At 48.4% G+C, this 15,670-nt stretch carries 12 protein-coding genes; 2 read left to right on the top strand and 10 right to left on the bottom strand.

Annotated elements, in window-relative coordinates:
* Positions 1-219: 219 nt before the first annotated feature.
* Positions 220-1,653, top strand: coding sequence for an aspartate ammonia-lyase (locus tag AB5903_RS19990; RefSeq protein WP_005652703.1), 1,434 nt, complete (start codon positions 220-222; stop codon positions 1,651-1,653).
* 231 nt (positions 1,654-1,884) lie between these two features.
* Complete coding sequence (locus AB5903_RS19985) at positions 1,885-2,418, top strand: TlpA disulfide reductase family protein (protein WP_117667540.1); 534 nt, start codon at positions 1,885-1,887, stop codon at positions 2,416-2,418.
* 11 nt (positions 2,419-2,429) lie between these two features.
* On the opposite strand, the gene AB5903_RS19980 is transcribed toward AB5903_RS19985, so the two are convergent.
* The 10 genes from AB5903_RS19980 to AB5903_RS19935 are packed head-to-tail and all read right to left on the bottom strand — an operon-like array spanning position 2,430 to position 15,440.
* Positions 2,430-4,301, bottom strand: coding sequence for a hypothetical protein (locus AB5903_RS19980; RefSeq protein ID WP_016662171.1), 1,872 nt, complete (start codon positions 4,299-4,301; stop codon positions 2,430-2,432).
* Positions 4,302-4,324: 23 nt separating this feature from the next.
* Positions 4,325-6,631 (bottom strand): hypothetical protein, encoded by a 2,307-nt coding sequence (locus tag AB5903_RS19975; RefSeq protein ID WP_016662170.1) that lies wholly within the window; start codon positions 6,629-6,631, stop codon positions 4,325-4,327.
* A gap of 12 nt (positions 6,632-6,643) precedes the next feature.
* Positions 6,644-7,219, bottom strand: a complete 576-nt coding sequence (locus tag AB5903_RS19970; protein ID WP_272710669.1) for a DUF3575 domain-containing protein — start codon at positions 7,217-7,219, stop codon at positions 6,644-6,646.
* A 44-nt stretch (positions 7,220-7,263) separates the two neighbouring features.
* Positions 7,264-8,283: a fimbrillin family protein gene (locus AB5903_RS19965; RefSeq protein ID WP_272710668.1), complete on the bottom strand. Its 1,020-nt coding sequence runs from the start codon at positions 8,281-8,283 to the stop codon at positions 7,264-7,266.
* Between the two features lie 37 nt (positions 8,284-8,320).
* Positions 8,321-9,715: a hypothetical protein gene (locus tag AB5903_RS19960; RefSeq protein WP_272710667.1), complete on the bottom strand. Its 1,395-nt coding sequence runs from the start codon at positions 9,713-9,715 to the stop codon at positions 8,321-8,323.
* 19 nt (positions 9,716-9,734) lie between these two features.
* Entirely contained in the window at positions 9,735-9,980 is a 246-nt protein-coding gene (locus tag AB5903_RS19955; RefSeq protein ID WP_272710666.1) for a hypothetical protein, read from the bottom strand.
* A complete protein-coding gene (locus tag AB5903_RS19950) occupies positions 9,952-11,322 on the bottom strand; it encodes a fimbrillin family protein (RefSeq protein WP_060386236.1) in 1,371 nt (456 codons plus the stop codon). The genes AB5903_RS19955 and AB5903_RS19950 overlap by 29 nt, the downstream gene beginning before the upstream one ends.
* Before the next feature lie 58 nt (positions 11,323-11,380).
* A complete protein-coding gene (locus AB5903_RS19945) occupies positions 11,381-12,811 on the bottom strand; it encodes a hypothetical protein (RefSeq protein WP_229127211.1) in 1,431 nt (476 codons plus the stop codon).
* Positions 12,812-12,813: 2 nt separating this feature from the next.
* Positions 12,814-14,106, bottom strand: a complete 1,293-nt coding sequence (locus tag AB5903_RS19940) for a hypothetical protein (protein ID WP_368118157.1) — start codon at positions 14,104-14,106, stop codon at positions 12,814-12,816.
* Positions 14,103-15,440, bottom strand: a complete 1,338-nt coding sequence (locus AB5903_RS19935; protein WP_368118155.1) for a DUF3575 domain-containing protein — start codon at positions 15,438-15,440, stop codon at positions 14,103-14,105. The genes AB5903_RS19940 and AB5903_RS19935 overlap by 4 nt, the downstream gene beginning before the upstream one ends.
* Positions 15,441-15,670 lie beyond the last annotated feature (230 nt).

The following is a 15,670-nucleotide window of genomic DNA, read 5'->3' as shown; positions in this document are numbered from 1 at the left end:
CAAAAAACCGTGTAATTGACTATATTTCAATAATTTCAAAGAACTATTTATCCACTTTTACGGGACAGTAGTGATATTATATATAGTAATATGTGTATAAAAAGGCTTGTATTAAATGTTGTTAACCTAATAATAAGTATTATTGTTTACAAAACAATTTATGCTATCTTTGGTTATTCTTTGATGACCGCTTATTGAAATAGTTAATAAACATATATTATGAAAGAAGAACTATCTACAAAAACTCGCACAGAAAGCGATTTAATCGGCAGCCGTGAAATACCGGAAAGCGCCATGTATGGAGTACAGACTCTCAGAGGTATCGAGAATTTCCGTATCAGTAAATTTCATCTGAACGAATATCCTTTGTTTATCAACGCTCTTGCCATTACCAAAATGGGAGCAGCCATTGCCAATTCCGAACTTGGTCTGCTTACCGGGCAGCAAACGGATGCTATCCTTAAAGCCTGTAAGGAGATACTCGAAGGCAAGCACCACGAGCAGTTCCCGGTAGACATGATTCAGGGGGGAGCAGGCACCACTACCAATATGAATGCCAATGAGGTAATAGCTAATCGCGCGCTTGAAATCATGGGATATAAACGCGGCGAATACCAATACTGCTCACCGAACGATCATGTCAATCGCTCGCAGTCCACCAATGACGCTTATCCTACTGCCATACATATAGGAATGTATTATACCCACCTCAAACTTATGAAACATTTTGAGGAGTTGATCAATGCGTTCCAACGCAAAGCCGAAGCGTTTAAACACATCATTAAAATGGGACGTACGCAGTTGGAAGATGCTGTGCCCATGACTCTTGGACAGACATTCAACGGATTTGCCAGCATTTTGCGCAATGAGATAAAGAACCTGAACTTTGCGGCGGAGGAATTCCTTACGGTCAATATGGGAGCTACCGCCATCGGCACGGGTATTGCGGCAGAACCGGAATATGCGGAGAAATGCGTGAAGGCTTTGTCGAAGCTTACCGGATGGGACGTGAAACTGTCCGGTGACTTAGTGGGAGCTACTTCGGATACTTCTTGCCTTGTAGGCTACTCCTCGGCTATGAGAAGAGTTGCGGTGAAGATGAACAAGATATGCAATGACCTTCGTCTGCTTGCATCCGGTCCGCGTTGCGGATTGGGAGAAATCAATCTGCCTGCCATGCAGCCGGGGTCTTCCATTATGCCGGGTAAGGTCAACCCGGTTATCCCTGAGGTAATGAATCAGATATCCTATAAGGTAATCGGCAACGACCTTTGTGTGGCTATGAGTGGCGAAGCAGCTCAAATGGAGCTGAATGCAATGGAACCCGTAATGGCGCAATGTTGTTTTGAGTCTGCCGATTTGCTGATGAACGGATTCGATACCCTGCGCACACTCTGTATCGACGGTATTACCGCTAATGAGGAAGTATGCCGCAGATATGTACACGATAGCATCGGTGTGGTTACGGCTCTTAATCCGGTTATCGGTTATAAAAATTCTACCAAGATAGCCAAAGAAGCTCTTGCAACGGGAAAAGGTGTCTATGAACTGGTTCTGGAACACAACATTCTTTCCAAAGAAGATTTGGATACTATCCTGAAGCCCGAAAACATGATTAAGCCCGTGAAGTTGGACATAAAACCCAATATCTAAGGAACGGGTTTTCGGAGCGGTAAGGCTTTGAATATAAGTTGCGCGGATTTACACAAGACGGTTTATGAATGACTGAACGGTCATTAGATGCTGTCTGTGTAAATCCGCGCATTTCGTGTGGGGTATGAGTTAAATATTTGCAAAGAGTTCATACTCTATTTGTTTTGTTATGCCTAATTAGTTTCTTTTGCGACAGGAAATCTATTTATGAATACTTAAAAACAAAGAAAAATGAAGCGACTCAGATCATTGGTACTTGGCCTATTCGCATTGTGCAGCATGGTAGGTATGGCGCAGGAAGCAGAGGCAGACGATACCGGTTATATTGTGAAAGTGGGGCAGGTGGCTCCCGATTTTACCGTTACGCTGACAGACGGCAGGACCGTTACGCTTTCCGATTTCCGTGGCAAGGTGGTTATGTTGCAGTTTACGGCAAGCTGGTGTGGTGTATGCCGTAAGGAGATGCCTTTTATCGAAAAGGATATATGGCAGAAGCATAAGTCCGATCCGGATTTCATGTTAATGGGCATCGACCGTGACGAGCCGTTGAATAAAGTCATAGCTTTTGGCAAGTCCACGGGCGTTACCTATCCGTTGGGATTGGACCCGGGGGCTGATATTTTCGCCAAATATGCGTTGCGCCAAGCTGGTATTACCCGTAATGTATTGATTGATAAGGAAGGACGCATCGTGATGCTCACCCGCCTTTATAATCCGGAAGAGTTCTCGGCTTTGGTTAAGAAGATTGATGAACTTCTGAAATAACCTGTTCCCGTTTAGAACGAAAAGCTTGTTCCGGCATTTAGCGACATCATGATGTCGCTCCCCTGCACATTATCCTGTATTAGCAGTTCCTTGCCATAAATGCGGATTTTGGGTTCGAGGAATACCTTGAAGCGGCGACCCACCCGGTAAGATGTTTGCAGTCCCGCTTCTCCGCCGATAAAGAAGCGGTTCTCATGTTTCATCCGCATAGAAGCCACTATTCCGGCAGATAGCTGTACGTCGTATTTGCGTTCGGGGTCATATCCCGTCATCAGATTGGTAAGGTTCAGCATATAGTCAAGGCTTCCGCTTGCCATATCATATTCCAAGGTTTTCCCTTTCCGGTCTGTGGACAGAGGTCCGTAATCCGCTGCTAAACGGAGTGATGACAATGGGGTGAAAATGCGTCCTGCACTTATCGTGGCCATGTAGTCGAAGTAGCGTTTCGGTTCATACCGCTTCATTTGTATGGGAACGGAGAAACCGATTGCGCCGCTTACAAAGAAAGAAGGCTTAAACAAATCACGGTTTAAAGAGCGTGCCATACGGTTTTCTTCATCGGTACGTTGTATCTCTATACCTATATTGATACTGTACAGATTGTCTGTGAACTTTTTGGCTACGTATCTGCCTTCTTCCTTTTCATTGGTCTTTAATGAATAGGATGCCAGACTGGTGCGTGGCTCTGCAAATAAAGAAACATCGCCCCAAAGCCGGTATTTAAATTGCAAGCCGCCTGTAAATCCCGTATATCCGCCTTTTGCGGGCCGATAACCATTTTCTTTTTGAATATATCCCAGTTCACCGCCCGCCAATACATTGACGGAGAATTTGGGATTGAGTTGCCTGCCGTTAAAAAAATAAGTGGCATCCAGCATACCTTCCAGGCGTCCCCCGGCGTATGCGGACATCTCATAAAACTCTTCACCGGCCGAACTCGCCGAAGAGGCGATTACTTTCTTATGCCAGGTATCGGCCGATTTGAATGCCGACAGCCGTAAGCCGAATGCCGGTATCAGCCATTTGCCGGCAGACAGGCTGATGTGCGGGCCGATGGAGTTTGTCAGTCCCATTTCACTTGTCAGGCGGGAAGCTTGAAACTGCCCGCCGGCAGCGATGCTGAGAAAGGTATTGTCCAAAAAATGATTGCCTTCCAGTATGCGCATTTTGCCGAAGGGCTTCCATGCTTTCAGGCGGTAGTTCATTCCTACGGTCGCACCGTAGGTCATGTCATATTTATGCCAGTTCTTTTGAAAGGAATGGTCTATGCCGTCACTCATAATGGTGAAACGGGGTTCCAGATAAAAGTCCACATGTGCGGTAGGGTGCAGTTTCAGTTGGAAACCTAAATGCAGGTCGGCCACATGTTCCACTCTGCCTGCCAGTGAAGATAATTGATAGCCGACTCCCGCTACGGTCAGGAACTCGAAGATACGTCCGGGATTGTAGCCGTTGACGTAGGATGATACATTCAGCAGATAATCCGCCTGCAGTCCGAAACGCAATAGGGTTTCGTTGTCTATTTTGCGCGAGAAGTTACCCGCCAGCAATGAGGCACGCAGGGCATGGGCGGGGGCGAACTGCCAATTGGCGGCGATACCGCCCACGGGACCGGTGTTGAAATCCGTGTTTCCGCGCGGAATCATTTTGTCCATGCCGCCAAACAAGGAGATATATACATTGTTTTTCCATAGTGTGTCGAAAGGCACTGCATCCGGATGCTGGTAACGCCTTTGGAACATCTGCCGGGTAGCATCGAATCCTATGCCGACGGTATCTTTAGGATGCGTTGCCGGAGAAGGATTATTGCCCGCTTGCTGTTGGGCAAAGGCAAAAGGTATCAGTGTGTGCAGTACAATCAATATAATCAGTGGTTTCTTCATGATGTTCAACTCTCCATATCCGTTTAATAAAGTTTCCAGTCGCCCTGGTCGTAATATTCCATAAATTCCTTACTGATTTCACCGTCGTTAACGGCTATTTTGTAGTATTTCTCATCCAGTTTGACGATTTCTTCCAACTTCTTGCAGGCTTCGTCAAAGTCGAGGGCGTTATCGTAGCTCCATTCATACAGTTTCTTTTCCCGGATGTAAATCACCAGTTTCATGTATTTAGTCATGGCCGTTTCAGGCAGTTCTTCCAATGCTTTCTGTGCTTCTTTGTTGTAATTGTCCGTTTCCATAGCCATGCACATTACAATATTATTGAGCGGTGACGACTCCTTTACCAATTTGAATACTTTTTTACGTTCCTCGCCCTCCTTTACGGTGGCTGCACCCCGGTAGTCGTAGTATCCGCCCAGACAGTTGGCAAATGCCTTTATCATCTGGAAGCGTTCGGTATCCGGAAGTTTGTCGGCAAGGATGCTGGCCTCTTCAAAGTTATAGGCGCGTATGTACATTGCGAGCTGGTTGGCGACGATTGTTTCGGGGTTTACCTCAGTCTTGGTTATGCTGATACCGTCATTGAAAGAGTCCACCATGTTCACTTTCCGCTTAAGGTCAATCAGGGGTTTCAGTATCTCTACGTCGAAAGTATCCCTGCGTAGCAGTGCTATTGCAAGGTTGTTTGCCGCCAGAATCCACGGTTTTTCTTTCCCTTTCGTGTCGTAGGCCATTGTTTCCCTGTAAGCGCGCCGATAAAGTTTCTCCGCTTCTTCCGGGTCTTTTATCATCCGGAACAAATGCCAGTACTCGTATCGGGTAAACGACTTTTTGCCGTCGGCGTATTGAGGGTCGTGCAAGTATTTGTCCAATATTTCATCCGGATTCAGTTCACGGAATATTTCATGTTTGTATTCGTACTGTACGGTGCGTAGTTTGGGCAGCCGTTCTTTGATGATGGTGGAGTAGTAGGGCAGACGCGATACGGCGGCAAACTGCGCATCCGGATTCTTATATTTCCCGATGATTTCCCTTATCTCCCGCGCTTCCGCAGTGAGGCTGTCCCGTTCCAGTAAATCGGCTACTTCATTCCAAGTGGCAACACGGGTTTCCGTAGGATGCTTGTATACCCGGCTCCATTTGGCGGCAGGTATTACCGAAGTGATTTTCCGTAGGGCGAAAGCCGTTCGTTGCTTGGCAAGCGCAAGGTTGCTGGCATAGCGTCCTTCGGGAGACGATACGCCGGTTATCTTAAATTCTTTCAGTGTGGTGCCCTCACCGTTTACGATGTTCATCAGGTCTTCCTGCAACTTGTTCATCTGCACCACATTGGCAGAGTCGGCAGGATCCAGTTCGGCCTTGCCCACAAGGAATGTCAGCGAAATATTGCCTGCCGTATTCCGCCGTTCGCGCCGGGGCGTTTCCTTGTATTTATCAGGGTCTAATTCAAAATCGGGGAACGAGAACTCCAGAAACTGCAACGGGCGTTTTATTTTGCAGGTAGTCATTTTCCATTCCGCTTCGTATGTAGGGTGGGTATAGTCTGCTATAATAACTTTGGACAATACACTGTAAATGCGTCTGGGGTCGGGTACGGGTACCGAGTCGTTGATGTCCAGGTTGAAGCGTGTGGCATCCAGTTGGCGGCGGGTATTGATATAGGGAGCCAGTTTGTCGTTCCTGATGTCGTAGGCCATGCGGCGGTCTTGCGTCAGTCCGTATTCGGGGCCGTCCATAACTGTCGGGTCCATGTAGCTCACTATCTCTTCGGTGGTACAGTCCATGATATAAGGTTGCATGATGAGCCGGCGGTTGGGCGCGCCGTAATTGCTGGGAATGGCTACCGAGTTGTTTACAATCAGTTTGTTGCCCACTATTTTCCCGGCTACGGGCCGGGGTTGCGGGTTTGGGTTTTCTGCCACAACTTCCACCTCCTCAAGAGCGATGCCGCCGTCGATGTTGGCGTTTATCTCCTGTTTGTAATTCACCTCGCGCAGTTCGTTTTTCATTTGCACGTTAAAGATTAGCGCGCCGTTTTCCGCTACACGTATTTCATAGTATCCGTCGGCGCCCGCCACGGCATCGGCGTCGAAGAGTAATGTTCCGCCACCGCCGGTTTCAAGTGCTTTCAGGGCATCGCGTGCCGAGGCCACGGTATTGAAAGCAAAAATACGCACGGTCTCTCCCATGGGGAAGGGGCGCGGCTTTTTTTCACCTTCGGGCAGGTTCAGCACTTTGCCGGACACGATAGTGATTTGTTGCGCCATGCTTGATGCGGAAGATAAAATCATAGCAATGCAAACGGCTGATGTTATGATGAAATTTTTCATGGCGGTTATTCTTTATTTGAAGATATAGGATATGGAGACACCTATTTTGATAGGCAGCAGTTTGTAACCGTTGGCGTTGGCTTGTGCCGTTCCGTCGGTGTAGTCCTCTATGTTATCGTTTTTGTAGTATTGTTTTTGCTTGAAGTACACGGCGCCGAATCCGCCGTAAAACTCTACGTTGAGGCGTCGGTTCAGGTTCAGCGCATAGCCGAAGGTAATCCCGGCGCCGGCAGCATCGCCCTGATAGATGCGGTCTCCCCATGTGATGTCGTAGGACACGCCGAGAGCGGCTATTCCCACAAATTCCCGTGTCATGGGGCGTCCGTTAAACCAATAGCGGTATTCGGGCAGAAGACCTATCATTTTGGCTTTGTTGCCGTAGATGTTGACTGCGCCGAAAGCCGAGATGTCGATACTGCTCCGTTCGCCCACAACGAATTCGCAGCCGATGTTGGGAGCCATGGCGGCAAGCATCAGGCCGTTGGTCTTTACTGCCAGTTGCTGGGCGTGCAGGGTAGGGAAACTGCAAAGTAGCAGCAGAAAGAAGATGCTGCTTAAAGAGAGTATATGGTGATTGGTTTTTGGCATATCGGTTTTTAGCGTTTTGTTGGTTGGGATTTGTAAGTTCCGTTCTATTGAAATGTATGTTCTGTACCCTTGTTCCAGTCGTTTACGGAAGCTTTTACAGCCATGTTTTGCGTATATAGGATGTTGAGGGTGGTTATGCTGCCGGCTTCCAGTACGATTAGCGGGGGAGTGTTTGCACCGGCATCGGCTTCGTCGAACACTACGATGTCTTTTTCGCTTCCGTCCGGCTCTTTTATACTGAATGTCAAGCGGCGGAGCGCACTGATAGTCTCATGCCCGTATGGCAGCAGCAGATAATCCTTTTGAATGCCGGCTGTTCCGGGGATAAGGTTGAGCGGGGATGCTTCGTTCCGATAATCGGAGTTGACGGATGTACCGGTGTCCGGACTATCGGATGTGATGTCGCCTGTTTGCAGGTCCATTGTCCCTGTTTGTCCCTCACGGGTGGTAAAACCGATGCTTTGCAACACCGGGTATGAGTCCGCCGTATATTCGGGGCGGTCGGTGGATATGTTGAGGCGTAGCCGTGCCAAGGCATGTTTCAAGGAGACGGCAATGCCTGCTGCGGTTGCAGCCGCTTTCTTGCTGCCTTTGGTCTCACCGGTGTAAAGGTAGTCTGTGGCGTCCTTTGCTTCCAGAGCGGCGGTAACGGGAATGGATACTTTACCGTTTTCATCTGCAGCGGCTGTTTCCGTATAAGGATAATAACCGTACAGATAGAGCGTGTCCTGCCGGGCAGGGTAGTACACTTTTGTTCCTTCCGGCTGCAAATTCAGTTGTCCGCCCTCTGCATATTGATAGGGAAGATTCTGCAAGTATGGGGTGCTGAAATTACTGTCTCTCATCAGAAATATACCTATTTCATCTCCTGTATTCAGGGCCGTGCCTTCAATGACGCTCCGGCCGACGGTAGTCTCTACGGTGCATACCGATGCCCTCAGCCGCACTTCCACAGCCCTCTCCCCGTCATCGGGAAGAGGAACTGTGGCAGTGTCTGTGTCGCATCCTGCCAATAACAGGAATGCGAGGCCGAACAGGTACGATATGTTTTTCTTTTTACTCATTACACTTTTTCTGTTTTTATGCGGATGCTTTCCGCCTTTACTTTATGGGTACGTCTACGGAGTCACCGCCCGGTTTCCAGGTAGCTAAAGTGGCGGTAGCGTTGATTTGTTGGGTGGCGTAGATGCCGATACGTACGTTGTAGTAATAGCCGGCATAGAACAAATTGTCACTTTTGCCTGAATCGACGGCGGGGGCGGGAGCATTGACGGGGATGTCGCGTACAATCAGGTCTTGCGGCACTCCACTGGCATCGGGAGCCATGATGGTGACGTCCATCAGGAATTGTTCCATGTCCGGTTTCACCATCAGATAGCCTTGTATCAGCGGGTTAGCGCTTGACATGCCGTTAAGCGTATATTGTCCGCCTTCGTATTTCTGGACATAAATGTCTTTGGAAACTTCGACGGTTCCGTCGGCATTGTCGTCCGTAAAAGTAATATTGCCTTTGCCGTCGTCGGTGGCTTCCCGCATAAGCAGGGAACCGTTGTCGGTAAAGGTCAGTTTCCCGGTCAGAACGTTGAGGGTGGCCGTTGTGCCGTGGCTTTTGATGGTGATATTCTTCACTTTCATGTTTTGGACGGCTGTTCTGTCCTCTTCGGACTGCTCGGTGGCGGGAATCACGGAGAAACGCAACTGTGCCAGTTGGTGCTCGAAGTTGATGTTGGGTATCCACGGATAGTCCTGTAACTTTTCAGAGGCTGCCTGGTTCAGTTCGTGGTGATACTTCAACTGGCGGATGTATTGGGCTTTATAGCCGGTCAGGGAAGCGTCGTTCTTTACATCCTTTTTCAGGTAAATGCTGTTTGGCGCTATCTCTCCGGCGGTGGCATTGTTCCAGATGATGTCCTGCGAGCCGTCGAAATGGGCGAATGTTATTTCCGGCTTTGCGGCACTTATGGTTTGGCCTTCCTGATAAGGGGCGTAGCCGTAGAAGCTATAGTCGTATTTCTTCTGCATCGGGTAGTAGTACACACCGTTTGCGGCATTGCCTTTATATAATGTGATTTTCTGTGCCAGGTCATTCTCCAAACCGTCCGGTTTTACGTCGGAGCCGTCTTGCTTGGGCCAGGCGGTTACTGCTGCCTGTATATTGTTCAGCAGAATTCCGTAGTTCTCCGTATCGCCCCATGCTGCGGTTCTGTTGGCATCGGTAATGGCGGTGCTGGTGGTAGCGTCATTGGTGGCAAGGGCGAAAATACCCAATCGGGTAGTAGCACCGCTGGTCTCATCGTATAGCTTATCCAGCGGTGCGCGTGTTACGCCTACGCTGGCCCCTATACGTGTCTCTATTCCACCCAATTGGATGATTAGCCGTCCGTCCGGCGATTCGAAGTCGTTGTCGCTGACCGGTTGCTCTATTACGATATCCTCGTTTTGCGAGCAGGCTGTCATGCAAAGGGCGGCTGCCAGCATCCATAAATTCTTTTTCATGATTGTAGTGAGTAATTGGTTAAACATATCGTTGCTCTCCTATGTTCCTCGGTATGGTACTTCCGGTACCATGCTTTGGTATTCCTTGTACCAACGTTTGGTAGCTTCCGTGCCAACAGTTGGTAGCTCCTGTACCACGCTTTGGTATTTCAAGTACCAACGGTTGGTAGTTCTCGTACCGCCCGTTGGTAGTTGGATTGTCCTCAGGAGTTATTTCCCGATAGAGGAGCCGGTTCTTATTTTCCGTCTTCGATGTCAGTTTCAATGTCACCACCGTCTTCCCATGCGGTCAGCACTGCGGTAACCTCTATCTTTTCGAAGCCATAGATTGTAATGTATACGTTGTAAGAAGCACCGGCCTTGAATTCTTTCACATCTTTTGAAATCTTGGACTGATCGATGATTAAGGGAGTATCCAGCTTCTCAACTTCTTTGTATGTAATCTTGTCACCGTCTGTTTCGTCTTTTGTATCTTCTACATATTGTTTAAGGTCTATGGACAAGCTGATGTTTCCGTTAGGGAAAAACATAACAGGTTCACCCACTTGAGTTCCTTTAGCGTCGGGGTCACTATCTGCCGGAATATTTTCGTGGCCGTAAGGATACTTGGGCACTACCGGAGTGATTAAACCTTTGTCCGGGTCTAACTTGTTTTTGTTATCAGCATCTTTACTGCATACAACAAAAGGAGCGGTGGAGGCTCCGTTTCTTGCGGAAGTCGTAGTAGCCAGATCCATGTCGACAACATTTACCATGTCTTTCAAGGTAATCTTAGTGACTTGCATACCGAGTGTCTTATCCTGTCCGTCAGTACTTTTGCGTTCCACCCAATTGCTGCCTTCATATTTATAGCCGGCTGCGCTTTCACTGCCTGCCCTTACGAAAAACTTCAAACGAGCCAGCTGATGGTTGAATTTCAGGACAGGAACAATACCTTTACGGGCTGTACGGGCGCCGAACTGGTATTTCATAAGTTCCGTCCACTCGCCGCTTAGCGTGGTAGCTATGTCTTTATATAAACTTTGGTCATTGGAAGCATCGTTCTCGGCCATATCTATGGTACTGGCTGCCAATAGGTCTTGAGTACCGTTGATTGTTACATTCTTCACTTTCTTCTCATCTGCCGTAATGGTTGCATCATCGTGGGTTGCATCGTCAACATGATAACCGTAGAATGTATAGGTGCCGTTGGTCGGGTAGTATTTGTATTGAATCACGCCGTTGTCGGTATCTTCTACATAATTGTTATAGATTCTGATTGCACCGTTATTGCCTTCGGTTGCTTTGGGGGCTCTGAACTGGAGAGTTGCGTTATCGAGAATCGGAGTTTTTGCTCCTTCAGCGCCTTCTTCGGCTTCTAAGCCGGTGGCTCTGTCTACCATGTGGATATACAGTTGTTGGCTGTTCCACTTGTTGTTCTCGCCTTCTACATCGCCCACAGAGCCGGTTCCTCTGCTGAGAGCCGTAACCGTGGGTACGTCCACGCCTAATGCGATCACTGCCTTGTCATTGTTGTCGTCCGGATTACCGATACCCGGATCATTGTCCTTTGAACAGCTGCTCATTACTGCGAGCGCCATTGCTGCATAGAAAAATTGCTTTTTCATACTTCATTGAATTTTTAATTAATAAAAGAAAATATATAAATCTCTGTCTGTTTCAATTTTATTCTTCTCCTATCTCTATATCTCCACCGTTTACCCACGAGGCAGCCTGTACATTCAGCTTTATATCCTGCGGACCGTATATATAGGCGCTGATGTTATATTCGCGTCCGCCCATAAATCCACTGGAGAGGTAAGCGCCGTTTTCGTCTTTGTTGTACACGGCATCCTTTAAGTCGTAGCTGAAAGTCGTGATATAGGGTTCACTCCCGGTTGCGTCGGGATAATATACCGTATTTATAAGGAGCGTGGCATTGTTGCCCGGCGGCAGCAGGAAAACCCCGCCGTCTGTTGCCGGACGCTGGTTTACTTCCTTGTCCGCATCTTCTTCCCTTACTTGCATCGGATAGAGTGATTTTCCTTCTTCATCGGTCCATGCTATTTCTTTTCCCTCTGCATCACGCGCCGGTAATTTCCCCCGTTCTCCCTCTGTGGGGAAATGGACGCCTACGTTTGCAGGGTCGGACGAGGCTACAGTGAAAACGCCTTTGTTGACGCATTCTATCCAGACACCCGTGATGTAAACGATGTCTTTCGTGCTTTTGCTGGCAGGATAGAATTTTAACTTGACGTATGAAAGCTGATGCTTCATGCGGATTATGGGCCAGATGTTGCGGCGTGCCGTGTACGTGCCGTAATAGCAGCTGCGCATGAGCTGACGTTCGTCGGCGCCGAGCTGTTTCAGACGGGCAGCCTGTTCGCTGTAGTCGGCAGCTATCTTTCGTCCGTTTTCCACGTCTTCTATCAGCGCTTTGAGGTCGGCGGCAGCGGCGCACATCAGGTCTTGCGAGCCGTCTACGGTGACATCGAAACAGATACGGTCTGCTTCGCGCTTCACTTCGCCCACTTGCGCATTGTCGTAGTAATAAGCAAAGAAGTTGAAGGCATCGAATTCTTCCTGCAAATTGTAATAGGGGATGTATCCGGAACTTTTCCAGTTGATGAACGAGCCGTTTCCTGCATAAGCCGCCCGTTTGCCGTGCAGTTTGCATTGCTCGGCGGTGAGTCCCAGTGCCGTGCATTCTTCGGCGGAGATTTCGTCCAGACTGCCGTCGATGAGGCAATAGCGCCGGTCGGCATCTTCGGCCCGGCGATGGGCATAGGTCATTCCGTTGGGATTGTCGCGCCGGAATGCGTATACGAAGAAAGTGCCGTCGGCTATGCGTTTGCTGAAGTTTGTTTCGTCTGTGGGATCCAGCACTCCCGCACCGCGTGTCAATACATTATATATAGGGTCGCTGAATGCTACCATGACGGGCAGTTGCGTCTGGTCGCCCTGGTTGTCCTGATGATTGGGGTCATAGAGCGACTCGTCGCCGGTGTACAGATTACCGCAACCGGTAACAAGCAGCAGTATGCACCATAACGGCAGAATAAGTTTGTGCCGGTGTCTCCGCTTTTGCATGCTATTGCTATATGTCAGGCGTTTCATCTTTATATCTCTATTATTATGTCATCGTCCGGATTGGTGGGATCGTGCGGTTGCCATCCCATGCCGGTATCGTTGGGTACTATCTGGTCGGCCTTTATTACTAAAGGCGTTGTGATTTCGATGTTTACATCTTCTTTGCTGTAACGCAGGTATATTTTGCCGTCGCGCACTTCAATGAGCTGCGCTGCGGTCAGTTCGTCATAGGGATTGATGGCGCCGTAGATGTAGCGGCTGTTTTTCACGGGATTGCCTTCCTCATCCACTACCGGTGCACCGGAAGAATCCAGTTGGGGAGTAGATACCTGCAAGGCAACTTGCAGGATGCCCGGTCCGTTGAAATGTCCTTTTGCCGCGCTGGGGATGACGCCGAGGGTGTGGAAATGGACCACGCATCGGTAAGTACCCTCTCCGGTTTGCGTAAACTCGTCCGGTTGTACCTGATGTGCCATCCGGTAGAGGCGGGTGGTGTCCAGACAGGCGTCGGCGATGTTGAAGCGTCCGCAAGCGCCGGACAATTCGATGATGGGCGCCGCGAGGTCTTCTCTTTTTATGTTTCCTTCGGTGCGGATATTGAAGACGATATTGATACGCTGGCTGATGCGTTGCATATCAAAATCCAGGATGGTCGGTTGTCCGGTTTGGATGTTTATGTTCTTTTGCACCGCATAGAATATGGGCGACTTTATTTCCTGCAGGTATTCATCGTCAGGATTGAAATCGGGCAGGTCATTGCCCTCTACGATGTCGGGCTTTTCATTGCCCATACTGCTGATTTGCAGATAAAGGTCTTTCACGCTTACCTTATTGTCGTGGATGTAATTGTCCAGATTTTCTATGCTGATGATGGGAGTAGGGGACTGTTCCGTATCGCCTGTCTGTGCCGGAACATCCGCATACTGCTCGTTGATGATAAAAATGTTGTACTCACCTCCGCGCAAGTAAAAAGAAGAAGCGGTTTCTTCCGGACTCTCTATTGAGTTATCTTCCGAATTTTCTTTTGTATTTGAAGCTGTCCGGGTGTCGGAAGACGTTTCCTGTTGCGTTATATTATTGTTTGTGGCAGGGTCTATGGATGTGTTGATGATGCCGCGGGTGCGCCAGGTGTTTATGATACGGCTTGCTACGATGTGCATTTCTGCCGGAATCTCATCTTTGCTGATGTCGCCCCAGTTGAGCCGTACACGCATGTCGGTGATGTGCGGATGTTCCGCTTCCGGACAGAGGTCTACCGAGGTGCAGGCACAGATGCAGCACAGCAGGCTGAGGGCAAGGTATGTCAGTGTCTTGTTCTTCATCCTTTATCCTCCTTTTCATCATCTTCTTCACCGGAAGCATCTCCCTTTTCTTTGTTGGCGGCTTCCGCTTCCGGCTTTCCGTCTTTTTTCCGGTTTTTCCCGGAGTCTTTATCTTTCTTTTCTTTCTTTTCCTTGGTATGCAGTTTGGCTTTCTTGGCATTGGCAGCACGTTTGCCACGTTTGGCAGAATCTTGTGTTTCGGCTTTCTGCTTCAATTGGTCTTCACGTACTTTCAGTGCCTTGCGTATGGTCTTTTCCTGTTCGGAAGTGAGTGTATCGCTAAGTTGTATGCCCAGAGAATCGGCTACCTGTTTGCGCAGTTTGTCGGCAGCTTCTTTCAAAGCGAGTTCCTTGCGCTCTTGCTGCATCAGCTTCCATTGTTTCAGCTCTTCTTTGGTAAGCAGGCTGTCCGGGCGGCTGAAACCTTGTTTCCGTACCGCATTGTTGATGGAGTCGATGCGTTCGCGCATCTTATTTATCTTTTCATTAAGTGCCTGGCGGGCGAAGTCGCGTATCTGTACACGGCGGTACACCGATTCCTTATACTTGCTGCCTGCCGACATGAACCGGTAAACGAAAGCTACGCGTAAATCCGTTATCAGAGGGAACGGCACGATGTGCCCGCCTTTGCATTTCTCCGCTATGCGCGGGTAACAGTCGCTTTCCGCATCGTGCGTATAAACATCGTATGAGGTGTAAAGCAGTCCGGCGGAACCTCCCAACTCCAGGTCTATGTAATTGTTGCGGTAGCCGTAAAGCGGAGCGGTATATCCCACGCTGATGCCGGCTCCGTAGGCGTTACCCTGCTTGCCTTCCTTACCGATTTTAAAGTTGTAGCTGGCGGCGTTGACATATACGCCCCAGTAGTAAGCGCGTTCCTGGCGCGGATTCTTGCGCTGGGTGGTGAATACGGTTTCCTTGAGACGTGTCATCAGATTGGCATCTTTGGTGACGCCGCCTCTTTTACGGGTGCGAAAATACTGACGCCACTCTACCCGTGCATCGAATACATTGAAAATAAGGGATGGGGTGTACTTTTGCGAGGTGTTCCAGTTCCACTTTATATTGGCACCGATTGTACGTTTGTTCCGGATGGTATTGCCCAAGTCAAATTCTACGCCAATATTAGGAACGGTCAATAACCAGTCAACAGCATTTGTCTTGATACCCCAACGGTCTTTGAAAGATATTAATTCGGCTTTCGCATCGTCTTTCTTGCCGCGTTGCACCTGGGCATATGTGTTATTCAAAGTTATTGATATAAGAAAACACACTACAAGTTTTCTGGATAAAAAAAAGTAGTGCTTTTTTTTATACTCTTGTGATAAAATCACTTTCTTTTTAATATTATTTGTTTGTTTGCGATGTCAAAGATATATATTGTTTGTGTAAAAACAAAACTTGTCATTAACTTTCTTTTATTTATCAGACCTTTTTTAATGTAATATATCTAAATAGCGTTTTGATTGGATAATTTTTCAATGCTTCTCACTACTGTCCCGTAAAAGTGGATAAATAGTTCTTTGAAATTATTGAAATATAGTCAATTACACGGTTTTTTGAA

Origin of the sequence: Bacteroides sp. 2201st1_D9_2201SCRN_220225, from assembly GCF_040928965.1 — a bacterium.
GTDB lineage: Bacteria > Bacteroidota > Bacteroidia > Bacteroidales > Bacteroidaceae > Bacteroides > Bacteroides stercoris.
This window is presented reverse-complemented; position numbering and strand designations above follow the sequence as displayed.

What these genes read in the sequence shown, in the direction of transcription:
- AB5903_RS19990 (WP_005652703.1), top strand. Translation starts at nt 220, where the DNA reads ATGAAAGAAGAACTATCTACAAAAACTCGCACAGAAAGCGATTTAATC.
- AB5903_RS19985 (WP_117667540.1), top strand. Translation starts at nt 1,885, where the DNA reads ATGAAGCGACTCAGATCATTGGTACTTGGCCTATTCGCATTGTGCAGC.
- AB5903_RS19980 (WP_016662171.1), bottom strand. Translation starts at nt 4,301, where the DNA reads ATGAAGAAACCACTGATTATATTGATTGTACTGCACACACTGATACCT.
- AB5903_RS19975 (WP_016662170.1), bottom strand. Translation starts at nt 6,631, where the DNA reads ATGAAAAATTTCATCATAACATCAGCCGTTTGCATTGCTATGATTTTA.
- AB5903_RS19970 (WP_272710669.1), bottom strand. Translation starts at nt 7,219, where the DNA reads ATGCCAAAAACCAATCACCATATACTCTCTTTAAGCAGCATCTTCTTT.
- AB5903_RS19965 (WP_272710668.1), bottom strand. Translation starts at nt 8,283, where the DNA reads ATGAGTAAAAAGAAAAACATATCGTACCTGTTCGGCCTCGCATTCCTG.
- AB5903_RS19960 (WP_272710667.1), bottom strand. Translation starts at nt 9,715, where the DNA reads ATGAAAAAGAATTTATGGATGCTGGCAGCCGCCCTTTGCATGACAGCC.
- AB5903_RS19950 (WP_060386236.1), bottom strand. Translation starts at nt 11,322, where the DNA reads ATGAAAAAGCAATTTTTCTATGCAGCAATGGCGCTCGCAGTAATGAGC.
- AB5903_RS19945 (WP_229127211.1), bottom strand. Translation starts at nt 12,811, where the DNA reads ATGAAACGCCTGACATATAGCAATAGCATGCAAAAGCGGAGACACCGG.
- AB5903_RS19940 (WP_368118157.1), bottom strand. Translation starts at nt 14,106, where the DNA reads ATGAAGAACAAGACACTGACATACCTTGCCCTCAGCCTGCTGTGCTGC.